Source organism: Saccharopolyspora soli, from assembly GCF_022678645.1.
Classification (GTDB): Bacteria; Actinomycetota; Actinomycetes; order Mycobacteriales; family Pseudonocardiaceae; genus Saccharopolyspora; species Saccharopolyspora soli.
Genome location: NZ_JALBWV010000027.1, coordinates 42,571 through 58,739, shown reverse-complemented (window position 1 = coordinate 58,739; position 16,169 = coordinate 42,571). Strand labels below are relative to the sequence as shown.

General features: G+C 68.2%; 17 protein-coding genes. 14 read left to right on the top strand and 3 right to left on the bottom strand.

The window, feature by feature from the left end:
- The first annotated feature begins 46 nt into the window (after positions 1-46).
- A complete protein-coding gene (locus MOQ72_RS21190; protein WP_242185873.1) occupies positions 47-1,012 on the top strand; it encodes a D-2-hydroxyacid dehydrogenase family protein in 966 nt (321 codons plus the stop codon).
- A gap of 167 nt (positions 1,013-1,179) precedes the next feature.
- The gene (locus MOQ72_RS21185) at positions 1,180-2,523 is read left to right on the top strand and encodes an MFS transporter (RefSeq protein WP_242185871.1); all 1,344 of its coding nucleotides are present in this window, start codon (positions 1,180-1,182) and stop codon (positions 2,521-2,523) included.
- A gap of 58 nt (positions 2,524-2,581) precedes the next feature.
- Here MOQ72_RS21185 and MOQ72_RS21180 read toward each other — a convergent pair whose 3' ends face one another.
- Positions 2,582-3,628, bottom strand: coding sequence for an LLM class F420-dependent oxidoreductase (locus tag MOQ72_RS21180; protein WP_242185870.1), 1,047 nt, complete (start codon positions 3,626-3,628; stop codon positions 2,582-2,584).
- 251 nt (positions 3,629-3,879) lie between these two features.
- Here MOQ72_RS21180 and MOQ72_RS21175 point away from each other — a divergent pair, with 251 nt between their 5' ends.
- From MOQ72_RS21175 to MOQ72_RS21165, 3 genes are all read left to right on the top strand, one after another.
- Positions 3,880-4,845, top strand: a complete 966-nt coding sequence (locus tag MOQ72_RS21175) for a Ppx/GppA phosphatase family protein (protein ID WP_242185868.1) — start codon at positions 3,880-3,882, stop codon at positions 4,843-4,845.
- A gap of 106 nt (positions 4,846-4,951) precedes the next feature.
- Complete coding sequence (locus MOQ72_RS21170; RefSeq protein ID WP_242185865.1) at positions 4,952-5,341, top strand: phage holin family protein; 390 nt, start codon at positions 4,952-4,954, stop codon at positions 5,339-5,341.
- Positions 5,342-5,488: 147 nt separating this feature from the next.
- Positions 5,489-6,232 (top strand): ESX secretion-associated protein EspG, encoded by a 744-nt coding sequence (locus tag MOQ72_RS21165; RefSeq protein WP_242185863.1) that lies wholly within the window; start codon positions 5,489-5,491, stop codon positions 6,230-6,232.
- Positions 6,233-6,452: 220 nt separating this feature from the next.
- Here MOQ72_RS21165 and lhgD read toward each other — a convergent pair whose 3' ends face one another.
- Complete coding sequence (lhgD, locus tag MOQ72_RS21160) at positions 6,453-7,655, bottom strand: L-2-hydroxyglutarate dehydrogenase (RefSeq protein ID WP_242185862.1); 1,203 nt, start codon at positions 7,653-7,655, stop codon at positions 6,453-6,455.
- Between the two features lie 236 nt (positions 7,656-7,891).
- Between lhgD and MOQ72_RS21155 the strand changes: the two genes are divergently transcribed.
- From MOQ72_RS21155 to MOQ72_RS21115, 9 genes are all read left to right on the top strand, one after another.
- Complete coding sequence (locus tag MOQ72_RS21155; protein ID WP_242185860.1) at positions 7,892-8,170, top strand: type II toxin-antitoxin system Phd/YefM family antitoxin; 279 nt, start codon at positions 7,892-7,894, stop codon at positions 8,168-8,170.
- On the top strand, positions 8,163-8,567 hold the full coding sequence (locus tag MOQ72_RS21150; protein ID WP_242185858.1) for a type II toxin-antitoxin system VapC family toxin: 405 nt from the start codon (positions 8,163-8,165) through the stop codon (positions 8,565-8,567). Before MOQ72_RS21155 ends, MOQ72_RS21150 begins: the two co-directional genes overlap by 8 nt.
- Before the next feature lie 177 nt (positions 8,568-8,744).
- Positions 8,745-9,422 carry an AroM family protein gene (locus MOQ72_RS21145; RefSeq protein WP_242185857.1) on the top strand — a complete coding sequence of 226 codons (678 nt, stop codon included), beginning with the start codon at positions 8,745-8,747 and terminating at the stop codon, positions 9,420-9,422.
- A complete protein-coding gene (locus MOQ72_RS21140; protein WP_242185855.1) occupies positions 9,419-9,559 on the top strand; it encodes a hypothetical protein in 141 nt (46 codons plus the stop codon). Before MOQ72_RS21145 ends, MOQ72_RS21140 begins: the two co-directional genes overlap by 4 nt.
- Positions 9,560-9,633: 74 nt before the next feature.
- Positions 9,634-10,353 (top strand): dipeptidase PepE, encoded by a 720-nt coding sequence (gene pepE / locus MOQ72_RS21135; RefSeq protein ID WP_242185853.1) that lies wholly within the window; start codon positions 9,634-9,636, stop codon positions 10,351-10,353.
- Between the two features lie 443 nt (positions 10,354-10,796).
- Positions 10,797-13,046, top strand: coding sequence for a sensor histidine kinase (locus tag MOQ72_RS21130; RefSeq protein ID WP_242185851.1), 2,250 nt, complete (start codon positions 10,797-10,799; stop codon positions 13,044-13,046).
- A gap of 35 nt (positions 13,047-13,081) precedes the next feature.
- Positions 13,082-13,492: a roadblock/LC7 domain-containing protein gene (locus MOQ72_RS21125; RefSeq protein WP_242185848.1), complete on the top strand. Its 411-nt coding sequence runs from the start codon at positions 13,082-13,084 to the stop codon at positions 13,490-13,492.
- 10 nt (positions 13,493-13,502) lie between these two features.
- Positions 13,503-13,877 carry a DUF742 domain-containing protein gene (locus MOQ72_RS21120; protein WP_242185846.1) on the top strand — a complete coding sequence of 125 codons (375 nt, stop codon included), beginning with the start codon at positions 13,503-13,505 and terminating at the stop codon, positions 13,875-13,877.
- 4 nt (positions 13,878-13,881) lie between these two features.
- Positions 13,882-14,442: a GTP-binding protein gene (locus tag MOQ72_RS21115; RefSeq protein ID WP_242185845.1), complete on the top strand. Its 561-nt coding sequence runs from the start codon at positions 13,882-13,884 to the stop codon at positions 14,440-14,442.
- A gap of 197 nt (positions 14,443-14,639) precedes the next feature.
- Here MOQ72_RS21115 and MOQ72_RS21110 read toward each other — a convergent pair whose 3' ends face one another.
- A complete protein-coding gene (locus tag MOQ72_RS21110; protein ID WP_242185843.1) occupies positions 14,640-15,338 on the bottom strand; it encodes a hypothetical protein in 699 nt (232 codons plus the stop codon).
- Positions 15,339-16,169 lie beyond the last annotated feature (831 nt).

Genomic DNA, 16,169 nt, shown 5'->3' with positions numbered 1-16,169 from the left:
ACATAGGATCCGAAGCGGTTTTTCCACGTGTGGCGAGGAGGATTCCATGACGGTTCGGGTCGCGGTGCTGGACGACTACCAGGACGTCGCGCGGGACTACGCCGACTGGGACGCACTGCCCGCGCAGGTCGAGGTGTTCCACGAGCACCTGACCGATCCGGCGGAGCTGGTGCGGCGGCTGGAGCCGTTCGAGGTGATCGCCGCGATGCGGGAGCGCACCCCGTTCCCCCGGCAGGTGCTCCAAGCGCTGCCCAACCTCAAGCTGCTGGTCACCACCGGCATGCGCAACGCCTCGATCGACCTGGCCGCGGCGCGGGAGCTGGGGATCGTCGTCTCGGGTACCGGCCACGGCAGCGGCCCTTCGTGGGCGGCGACCGCCGAGCTGACCTGGGGCCTGATCCTCGCGCTGCTGCGCCACATCCCGCAGGAGGACCGGACGGTCCGGGAGGGCGGCTGGCAGCGCACCGTCGGGCACGAGGTGGCGGGCCGGACGCTCGGCGTGCTCGGGCTCGGGCGGCTGGGCACGCAGGTCGCCAAGGTCGGCCAGGCGTTCAGCATGGACGTGATCGCGTGGAGCCAGAACCTCACCGACGAGGCCGCAGCGGCGGCCGGCGTGCGTCGAGTGGACAAGGACGAACTGTTCCGGGCCGCGGACGTGCTGACGATCCACACCGTGCTCAGCGAGCGCACTCGCGGCGTGGTCGGCGCGGCGGAATTGGCGCTGATGCGGCCGACCGCGTACCTGATCAACACCTCGCGGGGGCCGATCGTCGATGAGGCCGCGTTGCAGGAGGCACTTCGCGAGGGACGGCTCGCCGGGGCCGGGATCGACGTGTTCGGCCGCGAGCCGCTGCCCGTCGACGACCCTTGGCGCACCACGCCGCGCACAGTGCTGACGCCGCACCTCGGTTACGTCACCGATGGCACCTACCGGAGCTTCTACCCGGAGACCGTCGAGGACATCCGCGCCTATCTGGACGGGTCGCCCATCCGGGTGCTCAACGCCGAGTGATGCCGCCGCTGCGTTACCGGTTGATCACGAAACGGGGGCACTGAGACGGCTTTGCTCTAGATCAGATTTCGGTCTTGACGTCGGCAGAGACGCACATCACAGTCATACCAACCAGTCGGTCTGTGAATGATCTTGTTCTCCGGTCACCAAGCCAAGGGAGTCTGTCGATGACGGTGAGCGACCAGACGGCGCAAGTCCCAAGAACCCCGAAGAAACTGCTGGTCGCGGCGCTGATCGCCAGCTCCATCGAGTGGTACGACTTCTTCATCTACGCCACGGCCGCGGCCCTGGTCTTCGGTCACCTGTTCTTCCCCGATGCCAGTCCGCTGATCGGCGTGCTGTTGTCGTTCGCCACGTTCTGGGCGGGCTTCATCGCCCGGCCGATCGGCGGCCTGGTCTTCGGTCACCTCGGCGACAAGATCGGCCGCAAACCCGCCGTGGTGATCTGCCTGATCATGATGGGTTCGGCGACGTTCCTGATCGGCGTGCTGCCCGGCGCCAGCTCGATCGGTGTGCTCGCCCCGATCCTGCTGGTGACATTGCGGTTCCTGCAGGGCATCGCGGTCGGCGGTCAGTGGGGCGGGATCGTCCTGCTGCTGACCGAGAACGCTGGCGGCGGCCGTCGCGGGATGGCTGGCACCTTCGGGCAGATGGGCGTGCCGCTGGGCGTGATCCTCGGCAACGTCGCGTTCCTGGTGGCTGGCGCGGTGCTGAGCCCGGAAGCGTTCCAGGCATGGGGTTGGCGGATCCCGTTCCTGGCCAGCGCGGCCCTGGCGCCGGTGGTGCTGTTCATCCAGCTGAAGATCGAGGACACCCCGGTGTTCCGCGAACTCCAACAGCGCAAGGAGGAGCAGGACGCGCAGGTCGTCCGGGCGCCGCTGATGCAGGTGCTGCGCAGCAGCAAGCGGACCGTGCTGCTGGGCGCGGGCCTGCTGTTCGCCACCAACTCGGTGTTCTACATCAGCATCTCGGGCCTGCTGGACTACGGAACCCGCGAGCTGGGCATGCCGCGCCAGTCGCTGCTGGCGGTGACGTTGGTGTCCTCCGTGGTCGGGGTGTTCGTGATCTACTTCGCCGGGGTGCTGTCGGACCGCTGGGGTCGGCGTCCGCTGATCCTGGTCGGCGCGGGATTGCTGGCGGTGTGGGCATTCCCGTTCTTCTGGCTGGTGGACACCGCTTCGATAGCCGGGGTGGCGATCGCGGCGACGGTGGGCAGCATCGGGTCGAGCCTGACCTACGGGCCGGTGGCGGCCTACCTCAGCGAACTGTTCGCGCCGCGGGTCCGCTACTCGGGTGCGTCGCTGGCCTACCAGTTGGCGGCGATCCTGGTCAGCGGCGGAACCCCGTTCATCATGACCGCGCTGCTGGCGGCGACCGGCACGTCGGCATCGGTGTCGGCGTACCTGCTGCTGATGGGCCTGTGCACGCTGGCCTCGACGCTGCTGCTGCGCGAAACCAGCCCGGCCCGCACCGCGACGGCCCGACCCCGCGAAGCGGTCGCCGAAGCCTGAACCGGTCCCGGCACTTCCTCCGCCCAGACCGAGCCCGAGCGCGGGCACCGCCTGGCGCTCAGATGTCGGTCGCGAGTTGCTTGATCTGTTCGATGAGCTTGGCGCGACCGGCCGCGTCGCTGGCCAGCGGCGTGACGTTGAGCGTCGTGACGCCGGAATCCCGCAGCGCCGCCAGCCGCTCCCGGACGTGGCCTTCCGGTCCGATGAGCGAGGTCTTCTCCAGCAGTTCGCGCGGCACTGCGGCAGCGGCTTCGTCCTTCTTGCCGCTGAGGTAGAGGTCCTGGATCAGCTCCGCCTCGGCTTCGAAGCCGTAGCGGCGCGCCAGGTTGTTGTAGAAGTTCTTGCCCCTGGCGCCCATGCCGCCGACGTAGAGTGCCACAGCGGGCCGACCCAAGTCCAACAGGTCGTCGAGCCCCTCGCCGATGGCCAGCGGTGCCTGGGCGACCACGTCCAGCGGCGGCAGCGCGGCGTCGCGCTTGGCCTTGCCCGCCGCCAGCGCCTCGCCCCACGCCGCGCCCGCCTTCTCCGGCACGTAGAAGATCGGCTGCCACGACTCGGCGATCTCGGCGACCAGTTCGACGTTCTTCGGTCCGATCGCGGCGATCATGATCGGGATCCGGTCGCGCACCGGGTGGTTGATGAGCTTCAGCGGCTTGCCCAGCCCGGTGCCCTGCTCGGCGGGCAGCGGGATGTTGTAGTGCTTGCCGGAGTGCTCGACCTTCTCGCGGCGCCAGACCTGGCGGCAGATTTCGACGATCTCTCGGGTGCGACCCAGCGGCGCCTGGTAGGGCACGCCGTGGAAGCCCTCGATGACCTGCGGACCGGAGGCGCCGATGCCGAGGGTGAACCGCCCGTCGGAGACGAAGTCCAGCCCAGCGGCGGTCATCGCGGTCAGGGTCGGTGTGCGGGTGTAGATCTGCAGGATGCCGGAGGCGATCTCCAGGCGTTCGGTGCGGGCGGCGATGAAGCCCAGTTGGCTGACCGCGTCGAAGGAGTAAGCCTCCGGCACGAACACGATGTCCAGCCCGGCCTTCTCGTAGCTGGCCAGGTCGTCGACGGTCTCCTTGAAGCCTCCGCTGTAGTTCAGCGGCATCCCGATGCGCATCGGACGTTCCTTCCGGTCTGCGGCAGCGGCGATGCCGGAGCGTCGGCCACGCCGCCGAGGTTGCCCAGAGGTTACCGCCGAGTACGGCAACATCGGCAGTCGCCACCTGACCTGCGGAACGTGACACACATCTCAAGAAAACGTCAGTCCGATTGGATTTTCGGTCGCGCTGACCCCGACAATGGGGATATGTCGTCCATCTCCTGCGCCGCGACACCGCGCGAGCTGCGTGGTGCGCCGATGGACGCCGCATGAGATTGGCTTTGCTGGACATCGGGTCGACCGCTGCGCGCCTGGAGATCGTTGATCTCGACCGGTCCCGGATGCCGCGCGCGGACTGGAGCGTGAAGGCCCGGACCCGGCTCGCCGAACACACCGGGCCGGACGGTTCGGTCACCGAACTGGGTGTCGAACAGGCAGTGCGCGCGGTGCGGCACTGCGTGCGCGCGGTGGCGGACAAGCGCCCGGACGCGCTGGTCGCCTTCGGCACTTCGGCGGTCCGCGATGCGGCCAACGGCGCGGCGTTGCGGCAGCGGTTGAGCGACGCCGCCGGAGTGCGGATCGGCGTGCTCAGCCCGCACGACGAAGCCGCCGTCACCTACCACGCCGCCCGCCGCTGGCACGGCCGATGCGGTCCGCGACTGACCACTGTGGACATCGGAGGCGGCACCATCGACGTGGCCACCGGCACCGGCGTGCGGCCCACCGACGTGGTCTCGCTGCCCTTCGGTGCGGCCCGGCTGACCCGGCAGTACCTGCCGGACGACCCGCCGCGGCCACGGCACGTCGCGGAACTCCTCGCGGCCGTCCGCGGCACCATCCCGCGCTCGCTGGGCAACTTCGCCGACGTCGACCTGGGACATCCGGTCGCCCTGTCGAAGGTGCTGCGGCAGTTGGCCGTCCTCACCGAGAGTTCGCCGGGGAAGGTGGCCCGCCACCCCGACCGGCTCTCCCGCGCCAAGCTGCGGCCCTGGATCCCGCGGCTGGCCGAGCTGGACCAGGCGCAGCGGGCCGCGCTGCCCGGCGTGTCGCGCAACCGCGCCCGCCGCATCCTGGCCGGGGCGATCGTCGCTGAACTGATCCTGCGCACCATCGGCGTGGACGAACTGGAGATCTGCCCCTGGGGACTGCGCGAAGGTCTGGTCTTCCGGTTCGCCGAAGCCCACGGCGCCAACGGCGGGGACGCCTTCCAGCTCATGGCCACCCTGTTCAACTGACCGCCGCCTCCCGGCCGGGAGATCACACCCCCTGCGGAGGCGGCGCGCACCCGATCGCCGGTAGCGTCGATGATGTTCGTGGCGAAAACCGGCGGGGAGGCGCGTCGTGGCACTGCTGCTGCACATCCTGATCACCATGGTCGCGGTGTGGATCACCACCGCGCTGCCGGGGATCACCCTGGCAGGCGAGGACACCCCGGCGAAGATCCTCACGCTGCTGGCCGTGTCGGTCATCTTCGGCATCGTCAACGTGGTGCTCAAGCCGATCGCGAAGACGTTGGGCTGCCTGCTCTACGTGCTCACCCTCGGACTGTTCGGCTTGGTGGTCAACGCCCTGCTGTTCTGGCTGACCAGCTACCTGGCCGGGCAGCTGCAACTGCCGTTCCACGTCGACGGGTTCTGGTCGGCGTTCTGGGGCGCGTTGATCGTCACGATCGTCAGCAGCGCGCTGGCTGGGATCGTGCGGCGCACCCGCACGCAGGTGGCGGACCGCTGACGTCCGGGCGGCCCAGCGGCAAGTGGGTGATTTCGCGGGCCGGGCACCCCGGTTTTCCAGCCGTTTCGGCCGCTGAAACGCCGTGCACCGGATATCCTGTTGATCAAGTACGTCCACGGGGAATGCTGGTGAACCACGGAGCCGACGATGCGATGCAGCCTGCGGGAGTTCGACGGCCTGCTGCGCGATCGAGCGGTCGGCGCGGAGCTCACGTCGTTCCTGATCACCGCGCCGCAGGCTGACGCGGCCGGGCCGCCGGACGAGCAGTGGGCGGATCTGGTCACGACCCTCGCACGTGCGTCGGTGTTCGGATTCGCGCAGGTCAACGACACCGATGAAGCCGAATTGCGGGCCGTCGTGGCAGTCGGCAGCGGTCAAGCGGCGCGGATGCTGGTGCGGGGCGAGTCGGTGACCGCGGAGCGGGTGCGCCCCGATGCGCCGTGGCCAGCGCTAGTGGGCTGCCTCCCGGATCGCGAACCGGCCGATGGCTGCGAGGTCACGGTGCCCACCGAGCTGCTGTCCGAAGCGCGCGCCGAGGCCGAGCAGCGTGCGGACCAGCAGGTCGACTGGCTGGCCTACGAGCTCAAGCGCCGCCGGGTGCCCCCGGAGGACGCGCAGGCGGTGAGCGACCTGCTGCGGCGAGCGGACGGGATGACCGCTCGGCTGACCGTCGGCCTGCGCGAGGCGGCTGGCGCGATGCGCACCGGAGCGTTCGCCATCGAGGTGCACCACGCGCCGTCCGGGCGAGTCGCGGTGATCCCGGAATCCCCGGACGACACGTTCACCATGGTGGCACCGGCGAGCGCCTACTTGCTCGGCAAAGCCCTGCAGGAGTACGTCGAGGACCTCTGGACCGGACTCAGCGAGCGAACCCAGCCACTACCCCGGTAGGGGGTGTTCCAGCAGCGGTCTGCGTTGCGGTGCGGGTGGCGGAACCTCAGACGCCGCCTCGACTCCGGGATCCCCGACATCATGTACTTCCAATTCGCAGTTTCACTGCGCTGTCGGGGCTGTCCTCGCGAGGCGACGTCTGAGAACCCGCGGCGGTGCAAGCTGATTCCCACACCGCAAGCGGCTACGCCGCTTATAAAGCAGCCCCTTACGCTGCGGATCACCGGTCGCGGGCTTTGATTCGGTCCGCGATGTCCTCGCCGATCAGCAGCGATGCGGTAGCCGCCGGGGAGGGGGCGTTGAGCACGTGGACCCAGTGCTCGTCCTCGACGACCAGGAAGTCGTCGACCAGCGTGCCGTCCGGGGTGACGGCCTGGGCGCGCACCCCGGCTTCGGCTCGCAGCAGGTCGCGGCCGCGCAGATCGGGCAGCAGCTGCTGGGCGGCGCGGACGAACAGCGGTTTGATCGCCGAGCGGGCGATCTCGGCCGCGCCGGTGCGCCAGTACTTCTTGGCGAGCACCCGCAATCCGGGGTCGCGCACCAGGCGGCGCAGGTGTTCGCTGGACCAGGTCGACCAGTCGTAGCCTTCGCGGGCCAGCGCGGGCACCGCGTTCGGACCGATGTGCAGGCTGCCGTCGACCATCCGCGTCATGTGCACGCCGAGGAACGGGAAGGCCGGGTCCGGCACCGGGTACACCAGGGCATGCACCAGGTCGCGGCGGAAGGACGTGGTCTCGTAGTACTCGCCGCGGAACGGCAGGATTCGCGCTGGTGGGGTGGCCCCGGCCAGTTCGGCGACGGCATCGCTGTGCAGACCCGCGCAGTTCACCGCGCGCCGGGTGCGGATCTCGCCGCCGGTCGTGGTCAACACCAACTCCGCGCCATCGCGGCGCACGCCGACCAGTTCGGTGCCGGTGCGCAGGTCGGTACCGCGCTCGGCGAGCAGCTCGGCGAGTTTCCGGCACACCGCTGGGAAATCGGTGATCCCGGCGTCGGGCACCAGCAATGCCTTGCGGCCGCGGACGTTCGGTTCGCGTTCCCGCAGCTGGGCCCGGTCCAGCTCGCTGACCCGAACGCCGTTGGCGGTGCCGCGTCGGGCGAGTTCGGCGAGCTTGGGCAGCTGCGCGTCGGAGGTCGCGACCACGACTTTCCCGGTTCGCTGGACGGGAATGCCGTGCTCGGCGCAGAACCGGTACATCGCCTCGCCACCGGCGCGGGCGAACCGCGCCTTGGCACTGCCCGGCGAATAGTACAGTCCACTGTGGATGACGCCGGAGTTGTGCCCGGTCTGGTGCGCCCCCCAGTGGTGTTCCTTGTCGAGCACGGTGATCCGGCGACTCGGATCCTCCTGGCTGAGGGCGTGGGCGGTCGCCAGGCCCACGATCCCGCCGCCGATGATCGTCACGTCATTGGTCCCTGTCATGCCTGCCATCCTGATAGCCCGAACACGCCGATTCCAAGGGCACCGATCAAGTTCGCGAACCCTGGCTTGATGCGAACCGCCCCCGGTGGTCCGGAAGCCTCGGACCTGCCACACCTGTTCGAACGACTGGCCGCGTGTCGTGGACATCTGCGCAGGTCAAATGCTGTTCTTCGGATTGGTCGAGCCATCCGTGCCACAATGTAGCCCCATGTGCTACGGAAGGCTACAATGGGATCATGAGGATCATTTCCCAGCGGGAGTTCCGCAACAACTCTGCTGCGGTGATGGACGCCGTGGAGGCGGGCGAGACCTATCACGTCACCCGCAATGGCGTGGAGGTTGCCGAGCTTCGTCCGCTTCGACCGCGACGGCGTTTTTCCACTGATGAACTGATCGAGCGGCACCGGAAGCTGCCCCGCGTCAGCTATGCGCGCATGCGGCAGGAGGCCGATGAGTTCTTCGGCGGCGCGGATCGGATTGGCGACGATGATCCCTGGGAGCGCAGCCGTGGCTGATCGCCCTCAACTGGGTGTGTTGGACACCTGTGCTTACATCGATCTCGAACTGCTTGATCGTGCCGCCTTGCCGGTGCAGTCGGAGATCACCGCGGTCTCGATGGCGGAATTGCATCAAGGCGTCGCGATGGCGAAGGATCCGACGGTCAGGGCGGCGCGAATGGAAAAACTGGGCGCTGCGATCGTCGAGTTCGACCCGCTGCCCTTCGATGGCGAGGCATCAGCACGTTACGGGACGCTGGTCTCGTTGGCGTTGGTCGCGAACCGCAATCCCCGGCCGCGAAGAATGGATCTGATGATCGCCGCCATCGCGTCTTCGCGCGGTCTTCCACTCTTCACGCGAAACGTCGATGACTTCAAGGGATTGGCGAGCATGGTCACCGTGCACGCGGTCTGACCTCGGGCTTGCTGGTGCGGGTCGTGAGTGGGTTTGGTCGCTGGAGCGACCATTGGCGCTCACGACGTTCTGTGCAACGTGACCAGTGCTCGGCATGCTCGGCAGCACAGTGCACGTGGTTTTGTTCGTCCGGTTGTGGTTGCCTTCCCTGCGTAGCTCGTGCCAGGGAGGTTGACAGTGCCAGCGCGGTTGGGCGTGGTCACGATCGGACAGGCGCCGAGAACGGACATGGTCCCCGAAATCCGTCCGCTGCTCGGTGCGGTCGACGTCGTCGAGCACGGCGCGCTGGACCTGCTGAGCGCGTCCGAGATAGCCGATCTGGCGCCGGAACCCGGTGCGGAATTGCTCGTCAGCCGCCTGCGGGACGGCAGCGCGGTGCGGCTGTCGCACGCGCGGCTCGAACCGCACCTGCGGCAGGCGGTGCTCCGCGCCGAAGCCGACGGCGTCGACGCGACCCTGCTGGTCTGCACCGGAACCTTCGCGGACTTCCCGCGCCAGCGGCCGTTGCTGCCCGCGGAACGACTGCTGGTGCACGGCGCCCAGGCGATCACCGGCGGCCTGCGGGTCGGTGTCGTCTGCCCCGAACCCGACCAGGCGGCGATGTCGGTGGAGAAGTGGCTCCCGCACACCGGCACCCCGCTGGTCGAAGCGGCGACCCCGTACCGCGCCGAACCGGACCAGCCCGTCGCGGACGCCGCCGCGCGGCTGGCCGACCGCGGAGCGGAGATCGTGGTGCTGGACTGCATGGGCTATTCGGCGAGCATGCGCAGCGCGGCCGTGCGAGCGGCCGGAATCCCGGTGGTACTGGCGCGATCCCTGGTGGCGCGATTGGCCGCCGAGGTGGCCCAGCGGTGACCACAGTGGACGAACCCGATCGCATGCTGCTGGCCTGGCGACGTCCTGCTGGTTCATGGTTGGTGGGGCGATCCGTCCGATCGCCGGAGGCGCCCGCTGCGGCTACCAGCCTGGTGTTCAACGCCTGGACCGAATAGCGGCGTCGGCGAGCGCTTCGCCGTGATGGCGATAGCCTGGGGCGCGGAGCGCCGGAACGGGAAGGAACGCCAACGTGGAACTGCTGCTGCTGTCCAGTTCGATGAAGCACGGCACGGGTTTCCTCGAACACGCCATGCCCGCGGTGGCCGAATTGCTGGCCGACCGCAAGCGGCTGCTGTTCGTCCCGTTCGCCAAGAGCGACCACGACGGATACGTCGCGACCGTGCAGGCTGCGGTCGAACCGCTCGGCATCACCGTCGACGGCATCCACCGCGCCGACGACCCGGTAGCGGCGGTCGGCTCGGCTGAAGCGGTGTTCATCGGCGGTGGGAACACCTTTCGCCTGCTGTCCGCGCTGCACCGGCTCGACCTGCTCACCGCGCTGCGCGCGGCGGTGCTCGGTGGCACCCCGTACTTGGGCGCCAGCGCGGGCACCAACATGGCCTGCCCCAGCCTGCGGACCAGCAATGACATGCCGATCGTGGAACCCGAGTCGTTCGCCGCGATCGGGCTGGTGCCGTTCCAGATCAACCCGCACTACCAGGACCCCGATCCGGGCAGCAAGCACATGGGCGAGACCCGCGAGCAGCGGATCGTGGAATTCCTGGAGGACAACGATGTTCCGGTGCTGGGCATCAGAGAAGGTTCCTGGCTGCGGGTCCGCGGCGAGCACGCCGAGCTCGGTGGCGGCACCGGTGCTCGGCTGTTCACCCGCGGCGCTGATCCCCGCGAACTGAAGCCGGGCGAGGATCTCACGTTCTTGCTCGGCACCGTGCCGCATTTCGACGCCTGACTGCCCGCGAATCGCCCCGCAGCCATGCGCCGCAGGCCCGCTGCCGAGCAACAGGCTTCGACGTTTCGAGTGGTGCATGCCCGCAACGAAAGTTGCGACGTGGTAACGCTCCGAAGCGCTCGCGGTGGCTGACCAGCGTGGTTTTTGGCGTGATGGATAACGAAAAACAGTTCTCGTGGCTTCATGATCACCCTGTGCTATGGTTCGTTCATCCTGCTGGGTGGCTTCGGGGAGCGCGCCCATGACAGTGGCACTGGTGTGGCCACGTGACGAGGACGCGGGTACACGACCACGCCGATGGTCGCCGCAGTCCCGCCGCGAACGCGCTGGTGTCGCGTTCCGCGCCGAAACCCGGCGGCGGAATCCTGCTGGTGTGAAGCGCGATCACCCGTATCGGTGGGAACAGGGCAGATCGCGGGCTGGCTCGACAGTTGCGGAGCACTGTGGCGCGGACAAGCAGTTCCGGTAGCGAGTACAAGACGATCCGGGCCCGCCTGACGCGTGTCGGCGTGGTTCCCAGCATCATCCTGCTGACCATCTGGCTCGGATACTCGTCGCTGACGGTGTACGACGGGTACTACTCCCGAGTGGTCGCCACCGGGGTGAAGAACGCCTCGATCCCGGCGGTGAACAGCCTGGTGGCGTTGCAGAACGAACGTCGGCTGGCGGTCGAACGGCTCAGCCGCCCGGATGTCGACCCGGCTGCGCTGACCTCGCAGCGCACCCAGACAGACAAGGCCGTCGGCGAGATGCGGGCCAACCTGCGGAACCTGGTGGCCGATGCGCCGCAACCGATCGCGGTCCGGGTCCGGGACCTGGAGGCGCTGCTGGCCCAGCTGCCGCAGATGCGCGCCCGGCTCGACCGCGGCCAGGCATCCCGGCCGGAGACCTTCGACTACTACAACCGGTTGCTCGACGCGGGGGTCAACCTGTTCGACACCCAGGCGCGGGTCGTGCCGGACCTGCAGAGCAGCCATGCCGGGCTGGTGGCCACCGAGGTCTTCCGGGCCGCCGACCAGATGTCGCGGGCCGCGTCGTTGGGCAGTGCGGCGCTGGTCAGCGGCGAGTTCAGCACTGAGGACCACTTGGCGTTCGTGTACCTGGTCGGCGCCTACCACGCCAAGTTGGACACCGACATGCCAGCCGCGCAGCCGCGCGCCGTCGAGCTGCACCGGCAGCTCACCTCAAGCGTCGACTGGCGGCGGCTGATCGAGTTCGAGAACGCGCTGGTCGAGCATCCGCCGCAGCGCAACGGGAACTTCGCGGTGAACGAGGCCGACTGGCGGCAGGTCACCCACGAGGTCTCCGAGGACCTGGTCGCGGTCGCGGTCGAACAGGCCAACGCTGGCGCCGAACTCGGCATGCAGAACGGCAACTCGCAGTTCATCCAGGTGCTGCTCGGCAGCCTGGCCACGTTGGTGGCCGTGCTGGCTGGCATCGTGCTGGCGTCGCGCAATGCGCGGCGGCTGGTCGACCGGACCCTGGTGAACCGGTTGGCGAAGCTGCGCGACGACACGCTGCAACTGGCCAGCGAGCGGCTGCCCGCGGTCATGTCCCACCTCAAGCGCGGCGAGCCGGTCGACGTCGAAGCGGAACTCGCCCCACTGGATTACGGCACCGACGAGATCGGCCAGGTGGCGGACGCCTTCAACACCGCCCACCACACCGCAGTCGTCGCGGCCGTGCAGGAGAACCAGGCCAAGGAAGGCGCGAACAAGGTCTTCCTCGGCATCGCGCACCGCAACCAGGGACTGGTGCACCGCCAGCTCAAGGTGCTCGACAAGATGGAGCGCAGCGAAGAGCACCCGGAACGGCTGGACGGGCTGTTCCAACTCGACCACCTCGCCACCCGAGCCCGGCGCAACGCCGAGAACCTGATCATCCTGGCCGGTGAACAGCCGGGTCGGCAGTGGCGCAAACCGGTGCGGCTGGTGGACATCGTGCGCTCCGCGGTGGCCGAAACCGAGCACTACTACCGGATCCGGGTGCATCCGACGCCGGACGTCTCGTTGGTCGGTGCGGCGGTGGGCGACGTGATCCACCTGCTGGCCGAGTTGATGGACAACGCCACCTCGTACTCCTCGCCGCGCTCGCAGGTCCAGGTCTACAGCAGCGACACGCCACGCGGGGTGCTGCTGCAGATCGAGGACGAAGGGCTGGGCATGCGCCCGGCCGACCGGGACGACGCCAACGTGCTGCTGTCCACTCCACCGAAGTTCGAGGACATCACGCTGCGCGGCGATTCCCGGCTGGGGCTGTTCGTGGTGGCCCGGTTGGCGGCCCGCCGCCGCATCGAGGTGGACCTGCGCGATGCCGCCGAGGGCGGCACGGTGGCGTTCGTCCTGCTGCCGAACGACATCGTGGCGAACGAGTCGAGGTTCGAGCCGCGGTTGGCCCGGTCGCGACAGCCCGAACGCGACCTGACACCACCTCCGGCGCACGACCTGACCGTCCAGCGGCCGGTGCCGACCACCGAGCCGCCGCAGTTCCCGTCGACCGATCCCGATCAGCGTCCGGTGCTGCCGCGCCGCGAGCGCCAGCAGAACCTCGTTCCGCAGCTGCGTGCGGAGTCGTCGGCCGGGGATTCGGACATTGCCGGGCAGGCCGGGCATTCGCCGGAACGCACGCGTGGCAACATGGCCGCGTTCCAACGCGGGACGCGCGAAGCGCGGTGGGCCGAGGGCGGCGAATGATTCCCGGCGCAGCGAATACGAGGAGCGGTGTGGGCATGAGCGACGGTGAGCTGAACTGGCTGTTGGACGACCTGGTAGGCCGGGTCGTCGGGGCACGTGACGGGGTCGTGCTCTCCGCTGACGGACTGCTGCTGGCCAAGTCCGCTGGCTTGTCCCCGGCGGATTCCGAGCACCTCGCCGCGCTCGCTTCGGCGTTCCAGAGCCTGGCGCGGGAGACCGGCAGGCACTTCGGCGGTGGTCAGGTCCGGCAGACCGTCATCGAGCTGGACGAGCTCTTCCTGTTCGTCACCGCCGCGGGGACGGGTGCGTGCCTGGCGGTGTTGGGCGAGGAGGACGCCGACATCGGCATGATCGCCTACGAGATGAACCTGCTAGTCGTGCGGGTCGGCGACTACCTCAGCTCCGCGCCGCGCTCCGAGGTGACAGCACCGTTCCACGGCGGGTGAGGGCCCGCCCATGACGCCGAAGGACGAGGAGCTGTGGCTGGACGAGGCGTCCGGGCCGCTTGTCCGGCCATACGCGATGACGCGAGGTCGTACCCGGCCGGGTCGCCCGGAGCTGGATGTGGTCACGCAGCTGCTGACGTCCTGGCAGGGACCCGACCGGAGCAGCCTTTCCGTGGAACACCTGGAGATCCTCCAGTTGTGCGTGCGCCCGCTGTCGGTCGCGGAGGTGGCGGCCTACCTGGACACGCCGATCATGGTGGCCAAGGTGCTGATCAGCGACCTGATCGACCGCGGTGTGCTCGTCGCTGGTCCGATGCCCCGCACGCCGGTACGACCCGATCGCAAACTACTCCAGGCGGTGCTCGAAGGTGTCCGTAGGCTCTGATCCGTTGCCGCGTCCGCCGAACACCGCGAAGATCCTGGTAGCTGGCGGGTTCGGCACAGGCAAGACCACCCTGGTGGCCTCGGTCAGCGAGATCCCGCCGCTGAACACCGAGGAATTGCTGACCGTGGCGGGCGTCGGCGTGGACGACACCACGGGCTTGGAGCACAAGCGCACGACGACGGTGGCGCTGGACTTCGGCCGCATCACGATCAACGACCAGCTGGTGCTGTACCTGTTCGGCACGCCGGGCCAGGAGCGCTTCTGGTTCATGTGGAACGAGCTGGCGGCGGGCGCGGTCGGCGCGGTGGTCATGGTGGACACCCGCCGGATGCAGACGAGCTTCGCGGCGGTGGATTTCTTCGAATCGCGCCGAATCCCGTTCGTGATCCTGGTGAACCACTTCGAAGAAGCACCCCGCTACCGAAGCGAAGAACTCCGAGACGCCCTGAACCTGGAAGAAGAAGTACCAATCCTGCAGGGCGACGCCAGAGAGCGAACCGCCGCAAAAAAGGCACTGGTCGAACTAGTAGAAAAAGCTCTGCAAAAAACCGACGAAAACCACTAAAAAGCCCACCCAAGAACCGCCCCACCAACATCCCGCGCTGACCTGCGGAAATAGGACTTCCGCAGGTCGGCGCGGGTCCGTTCAAGTCGGTTTACCCCCGTTCCGAGCACGGTGCTGCTCCGGGCGCCAACGGCGTAGCCGACGGGTGATGTCGCCGCACCGCCGCTCGTTGCGGTTCTCAGCCAGCACTGTTCACATTAGACGGTCGATGATTTGTTGCCGTTGGTCTCGACGCGGACCTCAACCCCATCAGTGTCTCCGGCCGGTGTGATCAGTCCGCACAACTCGGTCGAATACCGGCCGATATTCGCCAACACCACGTCGATGGCCGCGCAGACCTCCTGCTGCCGCCGTTGCGTCTCGGTGTGCCGCTGATCTATCTCGTCTAGGACACGGCGACGCAATTCTTCGCTTTCCGCATCCCGTTGCACGCAACGTTGGCGCGTCCGTTCGAGGAGTTCCGCGGCGTCCCGCTCACCGATGGCGGTAATCCGTTTGTACTCCCGTTGCACGTTCCGCCGGAGGCGATGCTCGCGTTCGTGCAACTCCCTCGCGTTCCTCGCCTGTTCGCGATGCACCTGGCCACGTTGGGAATACAGTTCGCCTGCCAGTGCGGTGCAATCGGCGCGAATCCGCTCCGCGACGCGTTCCGCATCCCTGATCAGCTCTGCCGCCTGGGCCTCGGCCTGTTCGATGATGACCGCCGCGCGATGCTCGGCGAAATCCCCATTCTCGTCCTCGGCAACGGTGCGCTCGTCGCCGTCAGCGGACGCCAATTCCGCCTCGATGCAGCGGAGTTTCGATTCGAGTTGCTCGATGTACTCGACGACCTGCGTCCGGTTGAAGCCCCGGAATTGGGACCCGAAATCCGGCCGGTCCGGAACAACATCGTCCATGACGACTCCATCCCCCCAACTGGAGCACGACTGCGAAACACCCGTTCGCCGCCACCGGTTCCGGCCCGACCGCAAAGCGCAAACCCCCCGATCTGTGCTCTCGGCTTCGCTGAAGTCACTGGCCCCGGTACAAGTGGCAGCGGCACCATCGTCGACACACCGCCGACCAGCCGCGAGATCGAGTCGCATTCGTCACCCCACGGAGTGAAACCTGCATTACCGCGGGCTCGCCGAGGCACGCCCGGCGCCGATCGCGGGGGCTGTAAGAGCCTGTGTGGTGGCGCCGTCGCGTGATCAGTGTCCCGGGATCGTGGTGTCCTCCACGCCCGCGGCGTCTGCTGCCGAGGTGGTAGCGATTCTGTGGCCACAGCACGAGTCCTGCGGTGAAGCGCATCGTGTCGGACCACCTCCGGGAGGAGGCTATCGCCGTATCCGGCTCGCCAGCGGCTGCTGTGGCGCTGGCGGGTATCCGCACGATCGGCCCCCGGCGAAGCACGTGCTCGATACGCGGGTCCGCACGGACCTGGTGCCGCAGCGGTGCGACAAACGAGAGGAAAACTCTGGAGAGACTTTGGGGAATGCAGTGCTACTAATTGAGCTAATTCGACGCAAAGATCCACCCGAGTCAGTGACGACAGCCCAGCCAGCCTCATATGATCGGAGATGCAACGTCCGCGCTCAACGCCGCCAAGACCTCGCCAAATGAGGGGGAGCGATCGTTGTCGAACCTGTGGATCGCAGTTTTTTGCGCGCGACCGCATCCGATGCGAGGCGATACTGGAGCTGGCCCTCCGTAGCTTCACCGCTTATTCACCGGCCACTGGCGAGGGC

What these genes read in the sequence shown, in the direction of transcription:
- MOQ72_RS21190 (WP_242185873.1), top strand. Translation starts at nt 47, where the DNA reads ATGACGGTTCGGGTCGCGGTGCTGGACGACTACCAGGACGTCGCGCGG.
- MOQ72_RS21185 (WP_242185871.1), top strand. Translation starts at nt 1,180, where the DNA reads ATGACGGTGAGCGACCAGACGGCGCAAGTCCCAAGAACCCCGAAGAAA.
- MOQ72_RS21180 (WP_242185870.1), bottom strand. Translation starts at nt 3,628, where the DNA reads ATGCGCATCGGGATGCCGCTGAACTACAGCGGAGGCTTCAAGGAGACC.
- MOQ72_RS21175 (WP_242185868.1), top strand. Translation starts at nt 3,880, where the DNA reads ATGAGATTGGCTTTGCTGGACATCGGGTCGACCGCTGCGCGCCTGGAG.
- MOQ72_RS21165 (WP_242185863.1), top strand. Translation starts at nt 5,489, where the DNA reads ATGCGATGCAGCCTGCGGGAGTTCGACGGCCTGCTGCGCGATCGAGCG.
- lhgD (WP_242185862.1), bottom strand. Translation starts at nt 7,655, where the DNA reads ATGACAGGGACCAATGACGTGACGATCATCGGCGGCGGGATCGTGGGC.
- MOQ72_RS21155 (WP_242185860.1), top strand. Translation starts at nt 7,892, where the DNA reads ATGAGGATCATTTCCCAGCGGGAGTTCCGCAACAACTCTGCTGCGGTG.
- MOQ72_RS21125 (WP_242185848.1), top strand. Translation starts at nt 13,082, where the DNA reads ATGAGCGACGGTGAGCTGAACTGGCTGTTGGACGACCTGGTAGGCCGG.
- MOQ72_RS21120 (WP_242185846.1), top strand. Translation starts at nt 13,503, where the DNA reads ATGACGCCGAAGGACGAGGAGCTGTGGCTGGACGAGGCGTCCGGGCCG.
- MOQ72_RS21110 (WP_242185843.1), bottom strand. Translation starts at nt 15,338, where the DNA reads ATGGACGATGTTGTTCCGGACCGGCCGGATTTCGGGTCCCAATTCCGG.